Genomic DNA, 16,142 nt, shown 5'->3' with positions numbered 1-16,142 from the left:
CAGGCACTGCTGTCGAGCCCGACGGTGGCCGCTCTGTTGGCTGGCGCGGGTGGCGTGCCGTTCACGCATACCGGTGGCACCGCACCGTTCACCACACCGGCCGTGGCAACCGCCAGCTATTGGCACCAGGCTGAGAAGTTCGGCCTCGGCATCGATGTGGCATGGACCAAGTGGGATGTGTTCAAGAACCTCACGGTGAACTACGCCAACCCGGCGCAGCCGGCCACCACCGAAGTGTTCAACTGGCGCAACACCTGGTACGCCGCGATCGGTGGCGATTACTACGTCAACGACAAGCTGACCCTGCGCGGCGGCTTTGCCATCGACACCACGCCGACCTACTCGGCCACCCGCGACCCGCGCGTGCCCGATTCGACCCGCCAGCTCGTGTCGGTGGGCCTGGGTTACAAGGCCAGCGAACACTTCCTGATCAATGCCTCGTACGCCCATATCTTCGTGAACAGCGCGCACATGAGCTCGACCAGCTCCACCGGCGACGTCATCACCGGCAGCTCGGACGACTACGGCAACCTGCTCAGCCTGTCGGCCCAGTACAAGTTCTGACCGCGCAAGCGATGTAGAAGAACAAAAGCCACCCCTCGCGGGGTGGCTTTTTTCTTGTCCGGCTCTTTTTTGTAGGAGCGCACCCAGTGCGCGAAAAGCCGATGGAGCGTAGGTTCCGGTAACCCGGGATCGCGCACTGGGTGCGCTCCTACAGGTGCAAGGGATTAACCCAACCGCATCAGCAATTTCAGCATCCGCTTGAACTGCGCACCGTAAGGCGGATTGAGCATGCCGGTGCCATTGATGCGCGACTGGTGGAACACCGGCTTCATGTGCGAGAACGTGCGGAAGCCCGCTTCACCGTGATAGCCGCCGATGCCCGACGGACCCACGCCACCGAATGGCAGTCCGTGCTGGGCGATGTGGTAGAGCGTGTCGTTGATGGTGACGCCGCCGGCATGCGTGCGCGCGAGCACGCGATCAATCGTTGCACGGTTCTGCTCGAACAAGTACAGCGCGAGTGGTTGCGGATGCGCAGCAACATAGGCGATCGCTTCGTCCAGCGAATCGTAGGGCAGCACCGGCAGCAAGGGTCCGAAGATTTCCTCCTGCATCACCGCCATGTCGTCGTTCACGCCGGTAAGGATGGCGGGCGGAAGCAGGCGTCTGGCCGAGAGGTCCTGCGCATCGCTGAGCGGTTCCAGGCGTGCGCCTGCCGCCAATGCGTCGTCGCGCAGTTTCGTCAGTCGTTGGTATTGGCGATCGGAGACGATGGACGCGTACTGCTCCTGGCGCGCGATGCCGGGATAAAGGCGTGCCGCCGTGTCTCGTGCGACCTGCACGAACTCGCCCATGCGCTCGCGCGGCACCAGCACGTAGTCCGGCGCGATGCAGGTCTGGCCCGCATTGACCAGCTTGCCGAACACGATGCGTTCGGCCGCGTGTTCCAGGCGCGCGTTCGGACCCACGATGGCGGGCGATTTGCCGCCCAGTTCCAGCGTCACCGGCGTGAGGTTGGCGGCGGCGGCGCGCATCACGTGATGACCCACGGCCGTCGAGCCGGTGAACAGCAAATGGTCGAACGGCAACGCGGAGAACGCTTGCGCCACGTCGGCGTCACCGGTCACGACGACGACTTCGTCCGGCTGGAAGTAACGCGCCACCTGTTGGGCGAACAGGGACGAGAAACCCGGCGTGTACTCGCTCATCTTCAGCATCACGCGGTTGCCCGCGGCGAGCGCATCGATCAGCGGACCCACCGCGAGGTACAACGGGTAGTTCCACGGCACGATGATGCCGACCACGCCGCGCGGCTGGGGCATCAAGGTGGTGCGTGCGGGCAGGAACACCAGGTTCGCCAGCCCGCGCTTCGGGCGCATCCAGCGCTTGCCGCGCTTGAGCGTATGCCGAAGATTCGACAGGCTCGGATACAGCTCCAGCAGTTCGGTTTCCTCCACCGGGCGGTGGCCGAAATCGGCGCTGATCGCTTCGGCGAAAGCCCCTCGCTGCTCCGTCAGCAGCTTCTCCAGCGAACGCAGCCGCGTGGCACGCGCATCCCAGCTGGGCATGGGATCGCGGGCCTGTGCTTGGCGCAGTCGGAGCAGCGTGGCGTGCAGGGAGGGGCTGGGCTCTTTCATGGTCAGAACTTCGCGCGCAGTTCGAGGCCCCACATGCGGGGCGGTGAGATGGATGCGAACGGTGTGCCAAACACGCTGGTGCTGATGTTGTTCACGCCGGTCACGTAACGCTTGTTGAAGACATTGGTGCCGTAGAGCGCAACGCCCCAGCGGTCGCCCGGCGCATGCCAGTCAAGGCGTGCATCGGTGCGCTGCTGGCTGGTCCCGACCTTGAAGTTCGGGCTCACCACGCACTCGCCCTGGAATTCAGAGTCGGCATTGCAGCGCGACTTGCCGCGATAACCCTGCGACAGGTCGAACTCCAGGTCGCCGTTCAGCACCTCATGCCAAGTGTAAGCCAGCGTTGCCGCACCAGAGAACTTCGGCGCGCCCGTGGGCTGGCCGGTGAGGACGATGCCGTCCGGTGCCGAGCCCTGACGGTAGGTGGAGTCGATATACGCGCCCGTGAAGCCGAGGCGCAGTCCGTCAACCGGCTGCCATTGTGCTTCCAGCTCAAGGCCCTTCGCTTCCTGGTCGGTGCTGTTGACGACATAGATGGGCACGCCCGAGCCGCTGTAGTTCGGATCGAGCGACAACGACTGCTTGTTGTCGTAGCGGTAGTAGTAGGTCGAGGCGTTGAGCAGCAGGTTCTGCTCGGGGAACAGCGTCTTGATGCCCGCTTCGTAGTTGATCACCTTTTCCGGTGCGAACTTCGAGCCGACCTGCACGCTGTTGTAGCCACCCGCCTTGTAGCCCTTGGTGATGGAGAAATAACCCATCACGTCCGGGGTGAACTTGTAGCTGGCCACTACGCGCGGACTGAGGTTGTTCCATGTGTTGCTGGCCGATACCGGGACACCCACCGACGTTGGGAAGATCAGGTTGCTCTGGAGCACGCCCAGGATCAGTTGCTGCAAGGGATTGAGCAGGTTGATCGCGCCGCTCTGCTGCATGGCTGCCACGGTGGCATCGAACTGCGGTGCGCTGCGCGGCATGTTGTACCAGCTGAAATCCTTCTCATCGCGCGTGTAGCGAAGGCCGGTGGTGAGATCAAAGCGATCGCTGAGATGCCAGATCACGTCGCCGAACGCGGCATACGCCTTGAAGTTGCCATCGTTGCTGATCGCCTCGTGCCAGGGGTCGCCGAGCAGGTTGTAGTTCAAGCCATTGGATTGCAGCAGGCTGGTGATGTCGGCGAGCGGCGTTCCCACGCCATATGAATTCTGCGCGAGCGTGTCCACACTGTCGGTGAAAACATTGGTCTGGCTGGTCTGGCGAGCCTGCTCCTGGTAGTAGCTGACACCCGCGACCCAGTCCACCAGATCCGTATTGCCCTGCAGCTTGAATTCCTGATACCAGCTGTTGTTGTGCTCGATGTTGGTGGTATCGAGATAGTCGACGATGTGATTGGTGCCGTCGTAGTCGCCACGGTTGAACGTGTCGAAGCCGCGCCATGCCGTGGTGGAGACCAGGTTGGCCCAGCTAAACGAGTGGTCGATGGAAAGCGTGACGCCGTCGAAGCGACGCGTCTCCGCGCCGCCGACGCTGTCGTTGTACAGCGGTGCATGCAGCGGATTGAGATAGGTCGCCGGATCCGTCGGGAAAGGCGCGCGCTGGTTGGTGTCGTTGGACAGCGGGATCAATCCGATGGCCGCTTCCGGCGGCTGGTTGAGCTTCTCGTGGTCCCATGACAGCAGTACGCGGGTGTCGGCGGTGATGTTCCAGCGATAGACCGCGCGCGTGCCCCAATCGTCGTCCTTGCCGTAGTGCTTGCCGGTGGCGGCGTCCTTGATCCAGCCGTCACTCTGGTTGTCCAGCACGCTCAGGCGCAGGGCCATGTCCTGGTTGAGCGGAATGTTCACCAGGGCATCGGCGTAGCGGCGGCCATCGTTGCCGACGCGCACGCGGGCCGAACCCTCGAACCTGTTGGTGGGTTCATTGGTGACGATGGAGATCGCGCCCGCCGCTGCGTTGCGACCGAACAAGGTGCCCTGCGGACCCTTCAGCACTTCGATGCGGGCGATATCGTTGAACGCCAGCAGCGAGCCGCCGGAACGCGCTGCATACACGCCGTTGATATAAACGCCCACCGCCGACTCGGTGCCGATGCCGAAGTTGCTGGTGGCAATGCCGCGCAACTCATAGGTGGGCTGCGTGGGCTGGTCCGCGCCGATGACCAGGCCCGGCACGAAGATGTCCATCTTGCTGAGGTCGGTCGCCGCCAGCGTGTCGATCTGCTTGGACGTGACGATCTGCAGCGGGATCGGCACCGACTGCACTTCCTGGCTACGGCTCTGCGCCGTCACCGTGATGTTGCCCAGCAGCTTGGCCTTTTCCGGATCGGCCTGCGTGCCGGTGCTTGCGCCAGCGTTGTCCTGGGTGCCGCCCGGCGTTTGGTCGGCGGCGAAAGCGCCAAATGGAATACCAGCCAGCAGCACGGAACTGCCGAGCAGCAGGCGGTGCAGACTGACGGACAGCGGACGCAGACGAATCATCATCACCAGATCTCCCCTTAAATAAGAAAAGGCCGCGACCCTTGGGGGCGCGGCTTGTTGCTTCCTAGTGGATCGCGACGCAGCCCCCCGACTGCGCCGCTATCCATGCCTTGATCAGTGCAACGCCCTCACGATGCACCGTACTTCGGCCCAACTCCGGCATCATCACGCCAGGGTCGGCCGAGTCCATGCGATACGGCAGGATGGAATCGCCAGGCGCGCCGGGCACGATGTCGAACAGATGATCGCCTGTGCCTCGTCCCGCTGCCACTGGCGGCTTGCAGATACCAAGGTGGCGATCTTCGGGCACGGTCACGTCCAGCGTAAGTCCCGTGGTGTTCGCGGCACCCTTGGGGTTGTGGCAGTGGCCGCAGTTGATGTCCAGGTACGCGCGCGCCCGCGCATCGAGCGGTGCGCTGTCATCCATCCAGTTCGCATTGCGCGGCGCCTGCGAAGCGTCCGGCGCGCCGCTGAGGTAACCGGCCTTCATCAGATGCGCGAGCTGGTTCTCTTCGCCGGCGGCGTAGTGATAGTCGCGATTGAGATGGCGGGCCTTCGGTCCGATCGGATGGATCTTGCGCGTGACCCAATCCTGCGCGTGGCAGCTGGAGCATTGGCTCTCATCCGGCACGACGTAGTTGAAATCCTCGCGGCCATCGCCGTCGGTCACCAGCGTCAGCGGCAGGACGGCGCCGGTACGCGCCAGCTGCGCGTCGCTCTGGTCGTCATTCCAGACATAGGGAATGGCCGCCCAACCCGATTCGCGATGCACCAGGATGCGTGTTTCGATCAGGCGAACATTGGCCAGATCGAGGCCTTCGCCGGCGAAATCGTGCGAGCTGTCGTAGGTACGCTCCACATCGCTGAACTTGCCCGTGCTCGCGCGCGGGTAATAGAACGTCTTGCTGATGACGGTGCCGACCGGGAAATCAAAGGTGTCGTTCGGGTCGTACTTGGCCGACACGCCCTTGGGCATCCAGATCGTGCGCAGCTTGTGCGCGTAATCGGTGAACAACGGCGTGTTGAGGTCATAGGGCACCTCGCCGTGGTTCAACACCAGCTTGCCGTCGCGCACTTCCACCACATGCCAGTCGCTGAGGTGCTGCGGACGTCCATCCGCCTGGAAGGCCACCGGATCGAGGTCGCGGTGGCAGGCACTCGCCAGCAACAGCATCGACAGCAGGAGAAAACGAAAACAGAACTTCATCAGTACGACGGCCTCATGCCTTCGGTTCGGGGTCGAGCACGACCGGCGGCAGCTTGGGCAGCGTGCACTGGTAAGCCTTGGTATCGGTGCTGGGGTTCTTGTAGTCGTGCGCGCCATCGGCATTGATCACGCCCACGTCGCCGTTCTGGATGCAGAAGCGGTCCTCCGCCGGCGGCAAGCCGTTGACGAGCTTCTTCTCGTCCACATAGCCGTCCCACAGAATGTCGGGGAACTTGCCGCTGAGGCCGTATACGGCGGTCTTGAGCGTCTTCAGCTTGATGCCGTCCGGCGAGTCGCCGCCGCCCTTGAAGCGGTTGTCGTAGATGAAGATGCCCTTCGGATACGGGTTGTAATCCGCCGCGACGCCCTTGGTGTTGTAGTAATTGGTGGAGAAATAGCTGGAGATGATCACGTTCGCCGTCTGGTTGTCGGCGATGTCGTTGTCAAAGATCTCCACCTTGTCGTTGGAGTTCACCACCACGCCCGCACCGCGTGGCACGCTGGCCACTGCTGCGCCCTTGGCGGCGAAGTTGTCGGTGTTGTTGGCGAACGTCTTGTTCTTGAAGATGCGCGTGCTGTGGCCCGCCTGCGAGAGGTTGGGCATGTTGAACACCAGGATGCCGCCGGTGTTGTTGGTGGTGGTGTTCTCGTAGACGTCGGCATTCACCGAGTTTTCGATCTCGATGCCCGCCACGTTGTACTCGGCGCGGTTGCGGCGAACGATGATGTTGTTGGACTGGCCCACGTAGATGCCGGCATCGGAAGCGCCGATCACCACGGAGTCTTCCACCAGCACGTTCTGCGTCTTCACCGGGTACAGGCCATAGGCGCCGTTGGTGGTCTTGGGGCCACCGGTCCACTCCACGCGCACGCCGCGGATGGTGATGTTCTTGCCCTGGTTGATCTTCAGCGCGTCGCCCTTGGTGTCTTCAAGGGCGAGGTTCTCGATGGTGAAGTCGTTCGCGTTGACCAGCAGGCCTTCGGGGCCGACCACCTGGCCCTTGAACGACAGCACGGTCTTGTCCATGCCGGCGCCCTTGATGGTGACGCCGTCGGTACGCAGGCTCAGGCCGCGCTGCAGGTGGTAGTGGCCCGCCGGAATCTCGATGACGGAACCCGGCTTGGCATCCAGAAGCTGCTGCTGGAGCTTGGCCTCGAAGGTTGCGTCGGTGCTGCTCTGCGCGGTCGGCGCCTCATGGTTGCAGGCGGCCAGTGCCAGCGGCAAAGCCAGGATGAATAGGTTCTTGCGCATGGTCGCTTCCCTCCCCGTAGCAGCAATCTGCGTGACGCTTCACTTTCACGGAACGTAAACGCGGTGGGGAGGGCCGCAGGAGCGGCGAAGGGGGGCAAATCGGCCAGTGTGACGACCGTTTGAATTTGGCCAGGCGATGCCGGCGGGTCGGTTGGGTCCGGCAAGGGGTGCCCGCGCCGTCTTTCTCAGTAGCAACACTCTCCTGGGCCGATCAAAGCAAGCCAGGGACGAGCGCGTGGCTTCGCTTCGAATACGCGCGATAGGCCTCGCCAAAATGCTGGGACAGCCACCGTTCCTCCAGTCGCAGCTTTCGCCAGAACGATGCGAAGACAATGGCGAGCGCCAACAGTCCGCGCCAGTCACCCACGAGCACGGCGTTGCCAAGGAACAGCAGCAGGAAGCCGGAGTAGATGGGATGCCGGACCAGGCGGTAGGGGCCGGCCGTAATCAACTGGTGGTTGTCTTTCAGTTGAACCGTGGCGCTCCAGTTTTCCCCAAGCAGGTAACGCGCCCAGCAGGCAAGGGATGCGCCGAGCACGCAGAAGAGTAGCCCCAATGATTCGAATGGCATGGAGTGGGGAACGAACTGCTCGGCCAGCAGGGTGTGCTGAAACCATTCACCCGGACCGAGCAAGGCGAAGGCCACGGCAAGCGGCAGCCAGTACGCGACAAGACGCTTGGCGGGATGCTCGGTTTGAACAGAAGTCTTCACCCGGCGCGCAGACCAGAGCCAATAGGACAAGAGCGCGAGCCAGACCACGTGCAGCGCGACATTGAATCCGTGTGACATGGTGCAACTCCTCAAGTCGCGCGGCAGCATCGGGACGGCATAGGATTTCGTCTGCCTTTGGCCTGGGCCAGTTCCATTGGTCATAGCGCTGCGGACGTTTGCGTTCCGGGTGAGGAACAAACATGCGTTGCGGCAAACAGGCCATGGCATGGACCGCCTGGCCGTTCTGGTTCCTGCGTGGTATCGCTCTTTCCGCGGCGTGGTTGCAGCTCGCAGACGCCTATAATGGCGCTCATTACTCACAGGCAACGCTGATGACCGAATCCGTACGCCTCGCCAAACGTGTCGCAGCCCTGGCGCAATGCTCGCGGCGCGAGGCGGAAATGTATATCGAAGGTGGCTGGGTGCGCGTGGATGGCGTGACGGTGGAGGAGCCGCAGTTCAAGGTGCTGGAGCAGCACATCGAGATCGATCCGCACGCCCAGCTTGAGCCTGCCGAACCGGCCACGCTGGTGTTCCATAAGCCCGCGGGCACCACAGTCGAGCAGGCACGCGCGTTGATTGGCGAGGAAAGCCACTCTGCCGACGATGCCTCCGGCGTGCGCCTGCTGAAGCGTCACTTCGCCCGACTGGAATCGCCGCTGTCGTTGCCTGACAGCGCCAGTGGGCTGCTGGTCTTCACGCAGGACTGGCGAGTGAAGCGTCGTCTGGAAGAGGATTCGGACCGCATCGAGCAGGAGCTTGTGGTCGAAGTTGCGGGCAAGCTGGCGCCCGATGGCCTCGCTCTGCTCAACCACGGACTCAGCTTCGACCATTACGCGCTGCCACCGATCAAGGTGAGCTGGCAGAACGAAACCCACTTGCGCTTTGCCTTGAAGCGGATTGCGCCCGACAAGATCGAGCGCATGTGCAACGCCGTCGGGTTGAAGGTGCTCGCGATCAAGCGCATCCGCATCGGCCGCATTCCCATGTCCCGGCTGCAGCCCGGCAGTTGGCGCTATCTGGCGAGTACCGACCGGTTTTGATGTCCTGAAGCGTCGCCGACAGGATGACTTCCGGAAGCTGATCGCACGACATGGTCAACGCGCTGTGCGCGGTGCCCGACGCCACGTTTTTTGCTTTGGTTCAGTCGGTCCACAGAGTTTGGCCGACGTCAGCCAGGGCTTGTCGATCTGATCAGCGATGCCGGCCCTTTCCGCCAGCTATCAGCGGAGAGGGCCGGCCGCCCGAATCGCCAGGGTTACCAGCGATACCGCGCCGACACGGTGATCTCGCGCGGGTAGCCGTAGTAGCACCAGATGGCGCTGTTGCAGGCGGTGATGTATTCGCGGTCGAACAGGTTGGCGGCGGTAACCTGGAAGCGCCAATGGTCGATGTCGTAGTGCGCATTGGCATCGAACAAGGTGTATCCGCCGGTGCGGAACTGGTTGTTCGCATCGCCGTAGTGATCGCCGATGAAGCGCACGCCGCCGCCGAAACCCAGACCCGCCAGCGAGCCTTCATGCACGCTGTAGTCGGCCGAAACCGAAGCCTGCTGCTTGGGTACCAGCGCGACCTGCTTGCCGAGCGTGGCATCGTTGGCGTGGGTGACCTTGGCGTCGGTGTATGCGTAGGCCGCGGTCATGTTGAGGTGATCGGTCACCGCAACATTCGCCTCCAGCTCCGCGCCGCGTGTGCACGTCTGGCCCTGCTGCAGCGAGAAGAACAGATGGTCGGGGTCGATCGTCAGCGCATTCTTCTGCGTCAGCTGGTAGACGGCGCCGGTGATCAGTGAGCGTCCATCCGGCGTCTGGTACTTCAGGCCGCCTTCGTACTGGTCGCCAGTGATCGGCTTGAACGCGCTGCCGTCGAAGGTCGTGCCTACCGTGGTCTTGAACGAGTGCGAATAGGCGACATAGGGCACGAGGCCCAGGTCGGTGGTGTAGTTGACACCGAGGCGACCTGAGAATGCGTTGTCATCCTGCTTGGTGCGCGTGCCGGCAATCAGGTCCTTCACATCGTTGCTCACCCAGTCTTCGCGACCGCTGGCGACGATGCCCCACTTGCCGATGGTGACCTGGTCCTGCACGTACGCACCCAACTGCTCGAGCAGGCTGTTGGTGTGGTACGTGAAGGGCGCCGGCGGAATCGGCTGGCCGTAGACGGGATCGAAGATATCGATCGGCGCGGCGCTGCCGAAGCCCGACTTGTAGTCATTGTGGCTGTGCAGGTAGTCCACGCCCATCAGCACGTCGTGCTGCACGCTGCCCTGGTCGAACTTCGCCTGTATCTGGTTATCCACCGCGAACACGTTCGCGTGGTCCACCAGCGGATAGTTGTAGCGATTGAGCGTGCGAAGGTCGTCCTGCAGGCCCAGGCTGCCGATGGAGCGATGGTCGACCTTGGTGTTCTGCAGGCGCAGATCCTGGCGGAACGACCACACATCGTTGAAGCGGTGATTGAAGGCGTAACCGATCGACTCGTCGGTCTTCCAGTAATGGTCGTAGCCAGGTTCGCCCGGATTCACGTCGCGCGGAATCTGCCCGTTGGGATTGGGATACAACGTGCCCTGCGAAGGCAGGAAACCGCCCACGCCATCGGACAGCGTGCGCTGGTAACGCGGCAGCACCGTAAGCGAGGTGTTGTCGTCAGGCTGCCAGGTGAGGCTGGGCGCGAAGTAGTAGCGGTCGTCCTTCGAGTGCTCGATGTTGGAGTCGCCCTGGCGCGCCAGCGCCACCACGCGCCACAGCCAGTGGCCGTCGCTGCCGAGCTGCCCGCCGGTGTCGCCGGCCAGCTGCTTCTGGCCGAAGCTGCCCACAGTGGCTTCGATCTCGTGCGGCGCCTCCAGGCTGGGGCGCTTGCTGGTCATCTCGATCATGCCGCCGGGCGGCAGCTGGCCGTACATCGCGGACGACGGACCCTTGTTCACTTCCACGCGTTCCAGGCCGTAGGTCTCGATGCGCGAATCCGCCGTCCAGTCGCCATTGGGCAGCGCCAGGCCGTCCAGGAACCTTGCGGGGTCGTAGCCGCGGATCAGGATCCAGTCGCTGCGCGGATCGGCGCCGTAGCTGCCGCCCACGGCGCCCGCCAGGTAGCGCACCGCTTCATCCAGTCCCTGCACGCCGTACAGCTGCATGCGGTCGGGCGTAATCGTGCTCACCGACTGGGGGATTTCCACGGCCGGTGTTTCAGTCTTGGTGGTCGAGTAGACGACGTTGATCGCCTCCAGGTTGACGCTGTTCTTCTCGCTGGGAGCGTCAGTCTTCTTGCTGGCGTCGGTGGTGTCGTCGGCTGCGGCCGCAAAGGCCTGGCTGGCCAGGGCAAGCGACATGGCGGCCAGAAGCGCGCTTCTGGAGAAAAGGGCAGGCATATGAGGTATCCCTACAGGAAAGGCAGCGTTGTTCGCGCCGCTGCCGCGGCGCGCCCGTCGATGAATAACGGAATGATAATGATTCTTATTGGCTGCTGATAGGGACTGCGTCAATATCGTCCGGGCGCACGGGTGCTACGCGCCCTGTCCTAGCGCGGGCGGGTTGGCCGGGGAGAGCTCAGGCGGCGTGCTGGCGGGCGCTGCGCGGCGCCATGCCCGTCCAGCGCTTGAAGGCGCGGCGGAATTCGCGGGGATCGCTGAAGCCGATTTCCAGGCCGATCTCGGCCACGCTCAGGGCGCCGCCATGCAGCAGTTCCAGCGCGCGCTCGGCGCGCACACGGTCATGGATCTCGCGAAAGATGCGGCCACTTTCGGCCAGCCGGCGGCGCAGGGAGCGCTCGCTCATGTTCAGCATGCGCGCCACATCCGGCAGACGCGGCTGTTGGCGCAGATGGCTGCGCAGCAGGCGTTCGACCGAGGCGACGATTTCCTGCCGCACGCCGTTGGCATCGTGCTGCTGCGTGCAAAGCGCCAGCGCCTGCTGCGCCGTCAGCGGATTATGGGTGGCCAGCGGATGATCCAGCCACGGCACGTCGAGCACGACGCGGTTGTAGCGCGCGCCGAATACCAGCTCGCACTGGAAGTAATCGGCATAGGCGTCGGCATGCGGCGGACGGGTATAGGTCACTTCCAGCCGGGACGGCCGGAAATCCTGGCCCAGCAGCTCCCGTGCGATCGCCAGCGCGCTGGAAAACAGTTCCTCGCACAGGAACGGCAGCAAAGGCGCATCGTTGAAGCGCGGCCATGCGGCGAGCGCCACTTCCAGCGGCCCGAGTACTTCGAAGCTCACGTCCAGCAGGCTTCCGCTGACGCGGTGATGCTCGATGCCCGCCCTCATGGCGTCGCCGAAGGTGGCCGACGTCATCATCGCCAGGCCCAGCAAGCCAAAGCTGCCGAGTGTCTCCCGCCGTCCCACGTCCAGGCCCAGGCCCGGGTCGCCCGTGGCCAGCAGGGCGCGGCGGATCACCGAACGCGCCTGCCGATAGGACACGCGGAGGCTCGGGTCGTTGAGTTGCTCGCGGGAAAGGCCTGAGCCGGCGAACCAGTCGTCGCAGCGCGCGCCGCGCGCCAGGGCCAACTGGGTGAGGTGCACGAGGACGTTCGGCGACGTTTCTGCCGCCGTGTAGCGCGGGTCGGTGCTCAGGAGCGCCGCCGCGGAGTCATCGGTTGGATGGCCCGTGGCTACGGACGTCATCGTGACTGCTCCCATCCCTTGCGTCGGACAGGCCCGACGCAGACTTGATCTATATCATGGTGGCCGGTCGATCGCCTTATGCAATGCACCACGGCCCATGCCGCCCAACCTTGGGGAGTGCCCATGAAACAGCGCCGTTTTGCCGTTCCGATGGCGGTCTTGCCGGTCGCGATGCTGATCGCCGGTTGCGCAGCCGTCGCGACGTCCCCGGGTGTGTCCTCCACGACACCGGCCCCGGCCCCGGCCCCGGTCGCCGACCTGCGCACGGCCGTGCTGCTTCCGGCGGCGCCCAAGGTCGGGACGCCGCGCTACGAAGCGGACCGCCAGGTCTTCCGTGCCACCCGTGGCCTGGAAGGCTCGCCGCGTTGGACGCTCGCCCAGGAGGACGTGGATTACGCCACGCCCAAATTGATGGCCGACTTCAGTTGTGCCATGGGCGCCCCGCTCGATGCGGCCCGCCTGCCGAAACTGGCCGCACTGGTCGACGCGACCAGCAATGCGGCGGAGATTTCCACTGCGCCCGCAAAGAAGGCCAATCAGCGGCAGCGGCCCTTTCTTATCGACCAGGGCGCGGCCTGCCAGTCCACGTTGCAGCTCTCACATAGCTTCGACTACCCCTCCGGCCATGCCACCCGCGGATGGGCGGTCGGGCTGGTGCTGGCGGAACTGGCACCAGACCGGGCCACCGACCTCCTGCTCAGGGCGCGCGCCTTTGCCGATAGCCGTGTGGTATGCGGCGTGCACAACCTCAGTGCGATCGAGGCCGGTACGATGAACGGTGCCGCCGTGGTAGCGGTGCTGCATGCCTCGCCATCGTTCCAGGCAAGCCTGGCCGATGCGAGGCGGGAGCTCGATGCGTATCGCCAGGCCAACACGATGGATGCCGGCCCACGCTGCGCCGCAGAAAAGGCGCTGATTGAACCCACGCCTTACTGACGCCAGGGCAGCGCATCGCGCCCTGGTCGGCGCCTGTGGGAAACCCACGTGTCGCTGTAGGCGCGCGACCGGGGTGAATATCGGATTTGTCTGATGTTTGCGGGCGTCCGCCATCCCTAGGCTTCGCAGTGCATCGCCTTCGGTGCATTGCCCCGCCGCCCGCATGTTTCCCGATCAATCCCGCGTCTACGAACCTGCCCGCCATCCGTTCCTGTGCCATCCGCGGCTGCACGCGTGGTCGTGCGCGTTCGGTGCGATGTTTTCGGCAATCACCTTGCTCTCCATGGTGGCATCGGCCGACTGGAATCCCTGGCTCGTGCTCACCGATCCGCTCGCCTGGATGATGTTGTTCCTGGCCGCAGCCGCAGGCGTTTCCACCGGTTACGCCCTGAGTTGCCGCGTAGGAGCCGGGCGCAACGCTATCTAGGCATCCCGCCTCATCCACGTCGGTTGTCGCCGCCAAAGGCGTTGGGCGTAAGCTAGCCGCGCTCATCGGTTGCCGATTGCCATGGGGAACGGTGCATGGACCACGATGCAGGGCTTGCCAGTGACGTGCTGATCATCGGTGCGGGGTTGTCGGGCATCGGCATGGCCTGTCATCTCGCGATGGAACATCCCGACTTGCGCGTGACGATCATCGAGCGACGCGCGGCCATGGGCGGCACCTGGGATCTTTTCCGCTATCCCGGCGTGCGTTCCGATTCGGACATGTTCACTTTTGGCTACGCGTTTCGACCATGGCACGCATTGGATGTCATGGCTGATGGTGAATCCATTCGCCGCTATGTCATGGAGACCGCGCAGCAGTACGCCGTCGACACGAAGATCCGGTACGGGCTGAAAGTCGTTTCCGCGGCATGGGCGAGCGAGCAGCGGCGCTGGACCGTTAACGTGCTCGACGAGTCGCGCGGCCAAACCAGTGCCCTCACGTGTCGGTTTCTCATCGTGTGCACGGGCTACTACAACTACGACCGTGGCCATCTGCCCCACTTTCCCGGTGAGGAGCAATTCCGCGGCCTGCGGGTGCACCCGCAACAGTGGCCTGAAGGCCTGGACTATCACGGCAAGCGCGTGGTCATCATCGGCAGTGGCGCGACCGCGGTGACGCTGGTGCCGGCGATGGCGCCCGACGCGGCGCATGTCACCATGCTGCAGCGCTCGCCCAGTTACATCCTCTCGTTGCCGCGCTTCGACACGATCTCCGCGGTGCTCGAACGATTCCTGCCCAAGGCGCTGGTGTTCCGCCTTGCGCGCCGGCGCAACATCTTCCTCACCCGCCTCATCTACAAGGCTGCGCGGCGCTGGCCGGACAAGGTGCGCGCCTTCCTCATCAACGGCGTACGCAAGCACTTGCCTGCTGACGCCGACATGCGGCATTTCACGCCGGACTACGCACCATGGGACCAACGCCTGTGCGTGGTTCCTGATGCGGACCTGTTCGAAGCCATCAAGAGCGGCAAGGCATCGGTGGCGACCGATGGCATCGCGCGTTTCACCGAAGGAGGTATTCGCTTGCAGTCGGGCGAGGAACTGCAGGCGGACATCGTCATCACCGCCACCGGCCTGGAGATGCAGACGCTGGGTGGCATGACGCTGCAGGTCGACGGTCAGTCGCGCGTGATGGGCGAGCTGGTTACCTACAAGGGTGTGTTGCTGCAGGACACGCCGAACTTCGGCTGCGTCTTCGGCTATACCAATGCACCGTGGACGCTCAAGGCCGACCTCGCTGCGCGTTATCTGTGTCGCCTGCTCGGCTACATGCACCAGCGTGGCATCGCCGTGGTCACTCCGCGCGCGCCGGCGGATGAGCGACAAGAGGAAACCATCATGGGTTCGCTGACGTCGGGCTATGTCCAGCGTGGCGCGCCCGTGTTGCCGCGTCAGGGACGTGCCGTGCCCTGGCGGGTACTCAACAACTACGAACGCGATTGCGAGATGCTGCTGGAGCAGCCGGTGGAGGATGCGGCGCTGGAAGTTGAGCGCGCAGATTCGCAAGATGATTCAGCGAAGGCGCATTCGGCGGCACTCATCGGCTGATGCCGGCAGCTTTCGCGTTGTCCTGCGCAACCGGTTCCGCGCGCTTCCATTGCTCGATCCAGCCACTGAGATCGGCCAGGCGCTTGGCCTGATCGTCGCGCATCGCGATGCCCACCGCCGCGCCAGCGATGCGTCCATCCGGGCCAAGCAGCATCAGGGTGGGATAGACGCTGACGCCAAGCACGTCGATAAGGCCCTGGCCATCGTGAAGGATCGGCCAGTCGAAGTGCCGGTCTTTCGCGAAACGGCTCGCGTTGATCGCGTCCTCATAAGTGATCGCCACGAAATTCATGTCGCCGTGTTCGCGCGCATATGCGCTGAGCATGGGTGCTTCCGCGATGCATGGCGCGCAGTCGGCGAAGAAGAAGCTGACCAGTGTGTAGCGGCCCTGGAAATCGCCGAGGCGGCGTGTGCGGCCATCGAGTGCCACCAATTCAAACGGCGGAAACGCATCGCCGCGCCCGAAAGCAAGCGTCAGGCCGCGCTGGCCGGATGCTGGGCCGACGATGCGCGACATGGCGGCGCCGGAGCGCGTGTCGCGTGTGCTGCTGTACGACTTGCCCTCTTTGACCAGACGCATGAACGACACGGCGTCCAGCGGCTTGCCAGCGGCGTCGAGATACCGTGTGTTGACCACCACGCCCAGTTGCGAGGGATCGGCAAAGGAGGCGTCCTGAGGCCAGGCCTGCGTGTTCGCTGCGGTGATGCAGAGCAGGAAGGGAGCGAGGAGCCGGGCAATCCGCATGCGTCCTCCAGATGAA

General features: G+C 64.1%; 13 protein-coding genes. 5 read left to right on the top strand and 8 right to left on the bottom strand.

The window, feature by feature from the left end:
* The coding region (locus tag VFG49_RS01575) for an OmpP1/FadL family transporter (RefSeq protein WP_324857712.1) at positions 1-564 on the top strand (564 nt) is incomplete at its 5' end.
* Between the two features lie 164 nt (positions 565-728).
* On the opposite strand, the gene VFG49_RS01570 is transcribed toward VFG49_RS01575, so the two are convergent.
* The 5 genes from VFG49_RS01570 to VFG49_RS01550 all read right to left on the bottom strand — a co-directional run bounded on the left by VFG49_RS01570 (position 729) and on the right by VFG49_RS01550 (position 7,864).
* Positions 729-2,141 carry a coniferyl aldehyde dehydrogenase gene (locus VFG49_RS01570; RefSeq protein ID WP_324857709.1) on the bottom strand — a complete coding sequence of 471 codons (1,413 nt, stop codon included), beginning with the start codon at positions 2,139-2,141 and terminating at the stop codon, positions 729-731.
* A gap of 2 nt (positions 2,142-2,143) precedes the next feature.
* Positions 2,144-4,618: a TonB-dependent receptor gene (locus VFG49_RS01565; protein WP_324857707.1), complete on the bottom strand. Its 2,475-nt coding sequence runs from the start codon at positions 4,616-4,618 to the stop codon at positions 2,144-2,146.
* Between the two features lie 61 nt (positions 4,619-4,679).
* Positions 4,680-5,822 carry an SO2930 family diheme c-type cytochrome gene (locus VFG49_RS01560; RefSeq protein WP_324857705.1) on the bottom strand — a complete coding sequence of 381 codons (1,143 nt, stop codon included), beginning with the start codon at positions 5,820-5,822 and terminating at the stop codon, positions 4,680-4,682.
* 13 nt (positions 5,823-5,835) lie between these two features.
* The gene (locus VFG49_RS01555) at positions 5,836-7,074 is read right to left on the bottom strand and encodes a parallel beta-helix domain-containing protein (protein WP_324857703.1); all 1,239 of its coding nucleotides are present in this window, start codon (positions 7,072-7,074) and stop codon (positions 5,836-5,838) included.
* A gap of 211 nt (positions 7,075-7,285) precedes the next feature.
* Positions 7,286-7,864, bottom strand: a complete 579-nt coding sequence (locus VFG49_RS01550) for an isoprenylcysteine carboxylmethyltransferase family protein (protein ID WP_324857701.1) — start codon at positions 7,862-7,864, stop codon at positions 7,286-7,288.
* A 254-nt stretch (positions 7,865-8,118) separates the two neighbouring features.
* Between VFG49_RS01550 and VFG49_RS01545 the strand changes: the two genes are divergently transcribed.
* The gene (locus VFG49_RS01545) at positions 8,119-8,829 is read left to right on the top strand and encodes an rRNA pseudouridine synthase (RefSeq protein ID WP_324857718.1); all 711 of its coding nucleotides are present in this window, start codon (positions 8,119-8,121) and stop codon (positions 8,827-8,829) included.
* Positions 8,830-9,044: 215 nt separating this feature from the next.
* On the opposite strand, the gene VFG49_RS01540 is transcribed toward VFG49_RS01545, so the two are convergent.
* Positions 9,045-11,153 (bottom strand): TonB-dependent siderophore receptor, encoded by a 2,109-nt coding sequence (locus tag VFG49_RS01540; protein WP_324857699.1) that lies wholly within the window; start codon positions 11,151-11,153, stop codon positions 9,045-9,047.
* 178 nt (positions 11,154-11,331) lie between these two features.
* Positions 11,332-12,408, bottom strand: a complete 1,077-nt coding sequence (locus VFG49_RS01535; protein WP_324857697.1) for an AraC family transcriptional regulator — start codon at positions 12,406-12,408, stop codon at positions 11,332-11,334.
* Between the two features lie 123 nt (positions 12,409-12,531).
* Between VFG49_RS01535 and VFG49_RS01530 the strand changes: the two genes are divergently transcribed.
* The 3 genes from VFG49_RS01530 (at position 12,532) to VFG49_RS01520 (ending at position 15,381) form a co-directional block, all read left to right on the top strand.
* Positions 12,532-13,344, top strand: coding sequence for a phosphatase PAP2 family protein (locus tag VFG49_RS01530; RefSeq protein ID WP_324857695.1), 813 nt, complete (start codon positions 12,532-12,534; stop codon positions 13,342-13,344).
* 163 nt (positions 13,345-13,507) lie between these two features.
* On the top strand, positions 13,508-13,771 hold the full coding sequence (locus VFG49_RS01525; RefSeq protein WP_324857693.1) for a hypothetical protein: 264 nt from the start codon (positions 13,508-13,510) through the stop codon (positions 13,769-13,771).
* A 95-nt stretch (positions 13,772-13,866) separates the two neighbouring features.
* Entirely contained in the window at positions 13,867-15,381 is a 1,515-nt protein-coding gene (locus VFG49_RS01520; protein ID WP_324857692.1) for an NAD(P)/FAD-dependent oxidoreductase, read from the top strand.
* On the opposite strand, the gene VFG49_RS01515 is transcribed toward VFG49_RS01520, so the two are convergent.
* On the bottom strand, positions 15,371-16,126 hold the full coding sequence (locus VFG49_RS01515; RefSeq protein WP_324857690.1) for a TlpA disulfide reductase family protein: 756 nt from the start codon (positions 16,124-16,126) through the stop codon (positions 15,371-15,373). The genes VFG49_RS01520 and VFG49_RS01515 overlap by 11 nt on opposite strands.
* Positions 16,127-16,142: the final 16 nt, after the last annotated feature.

Origin of the sequence: Dyella sp. (assembly GCF_035685885.1) — a bacterium.
Taxonomy (GTDB): domain Bacteria; phylum Pseudomonadota; class Gammaproteobacteria; order Xanthomonadales; family Rhodanobacteraceae; genus Dyella.
The sequence above is the reverse complement of the archived record's forward strand: the minus strand, read 5'-3'. Positions and strand labels throughout refer to the sequence as shown.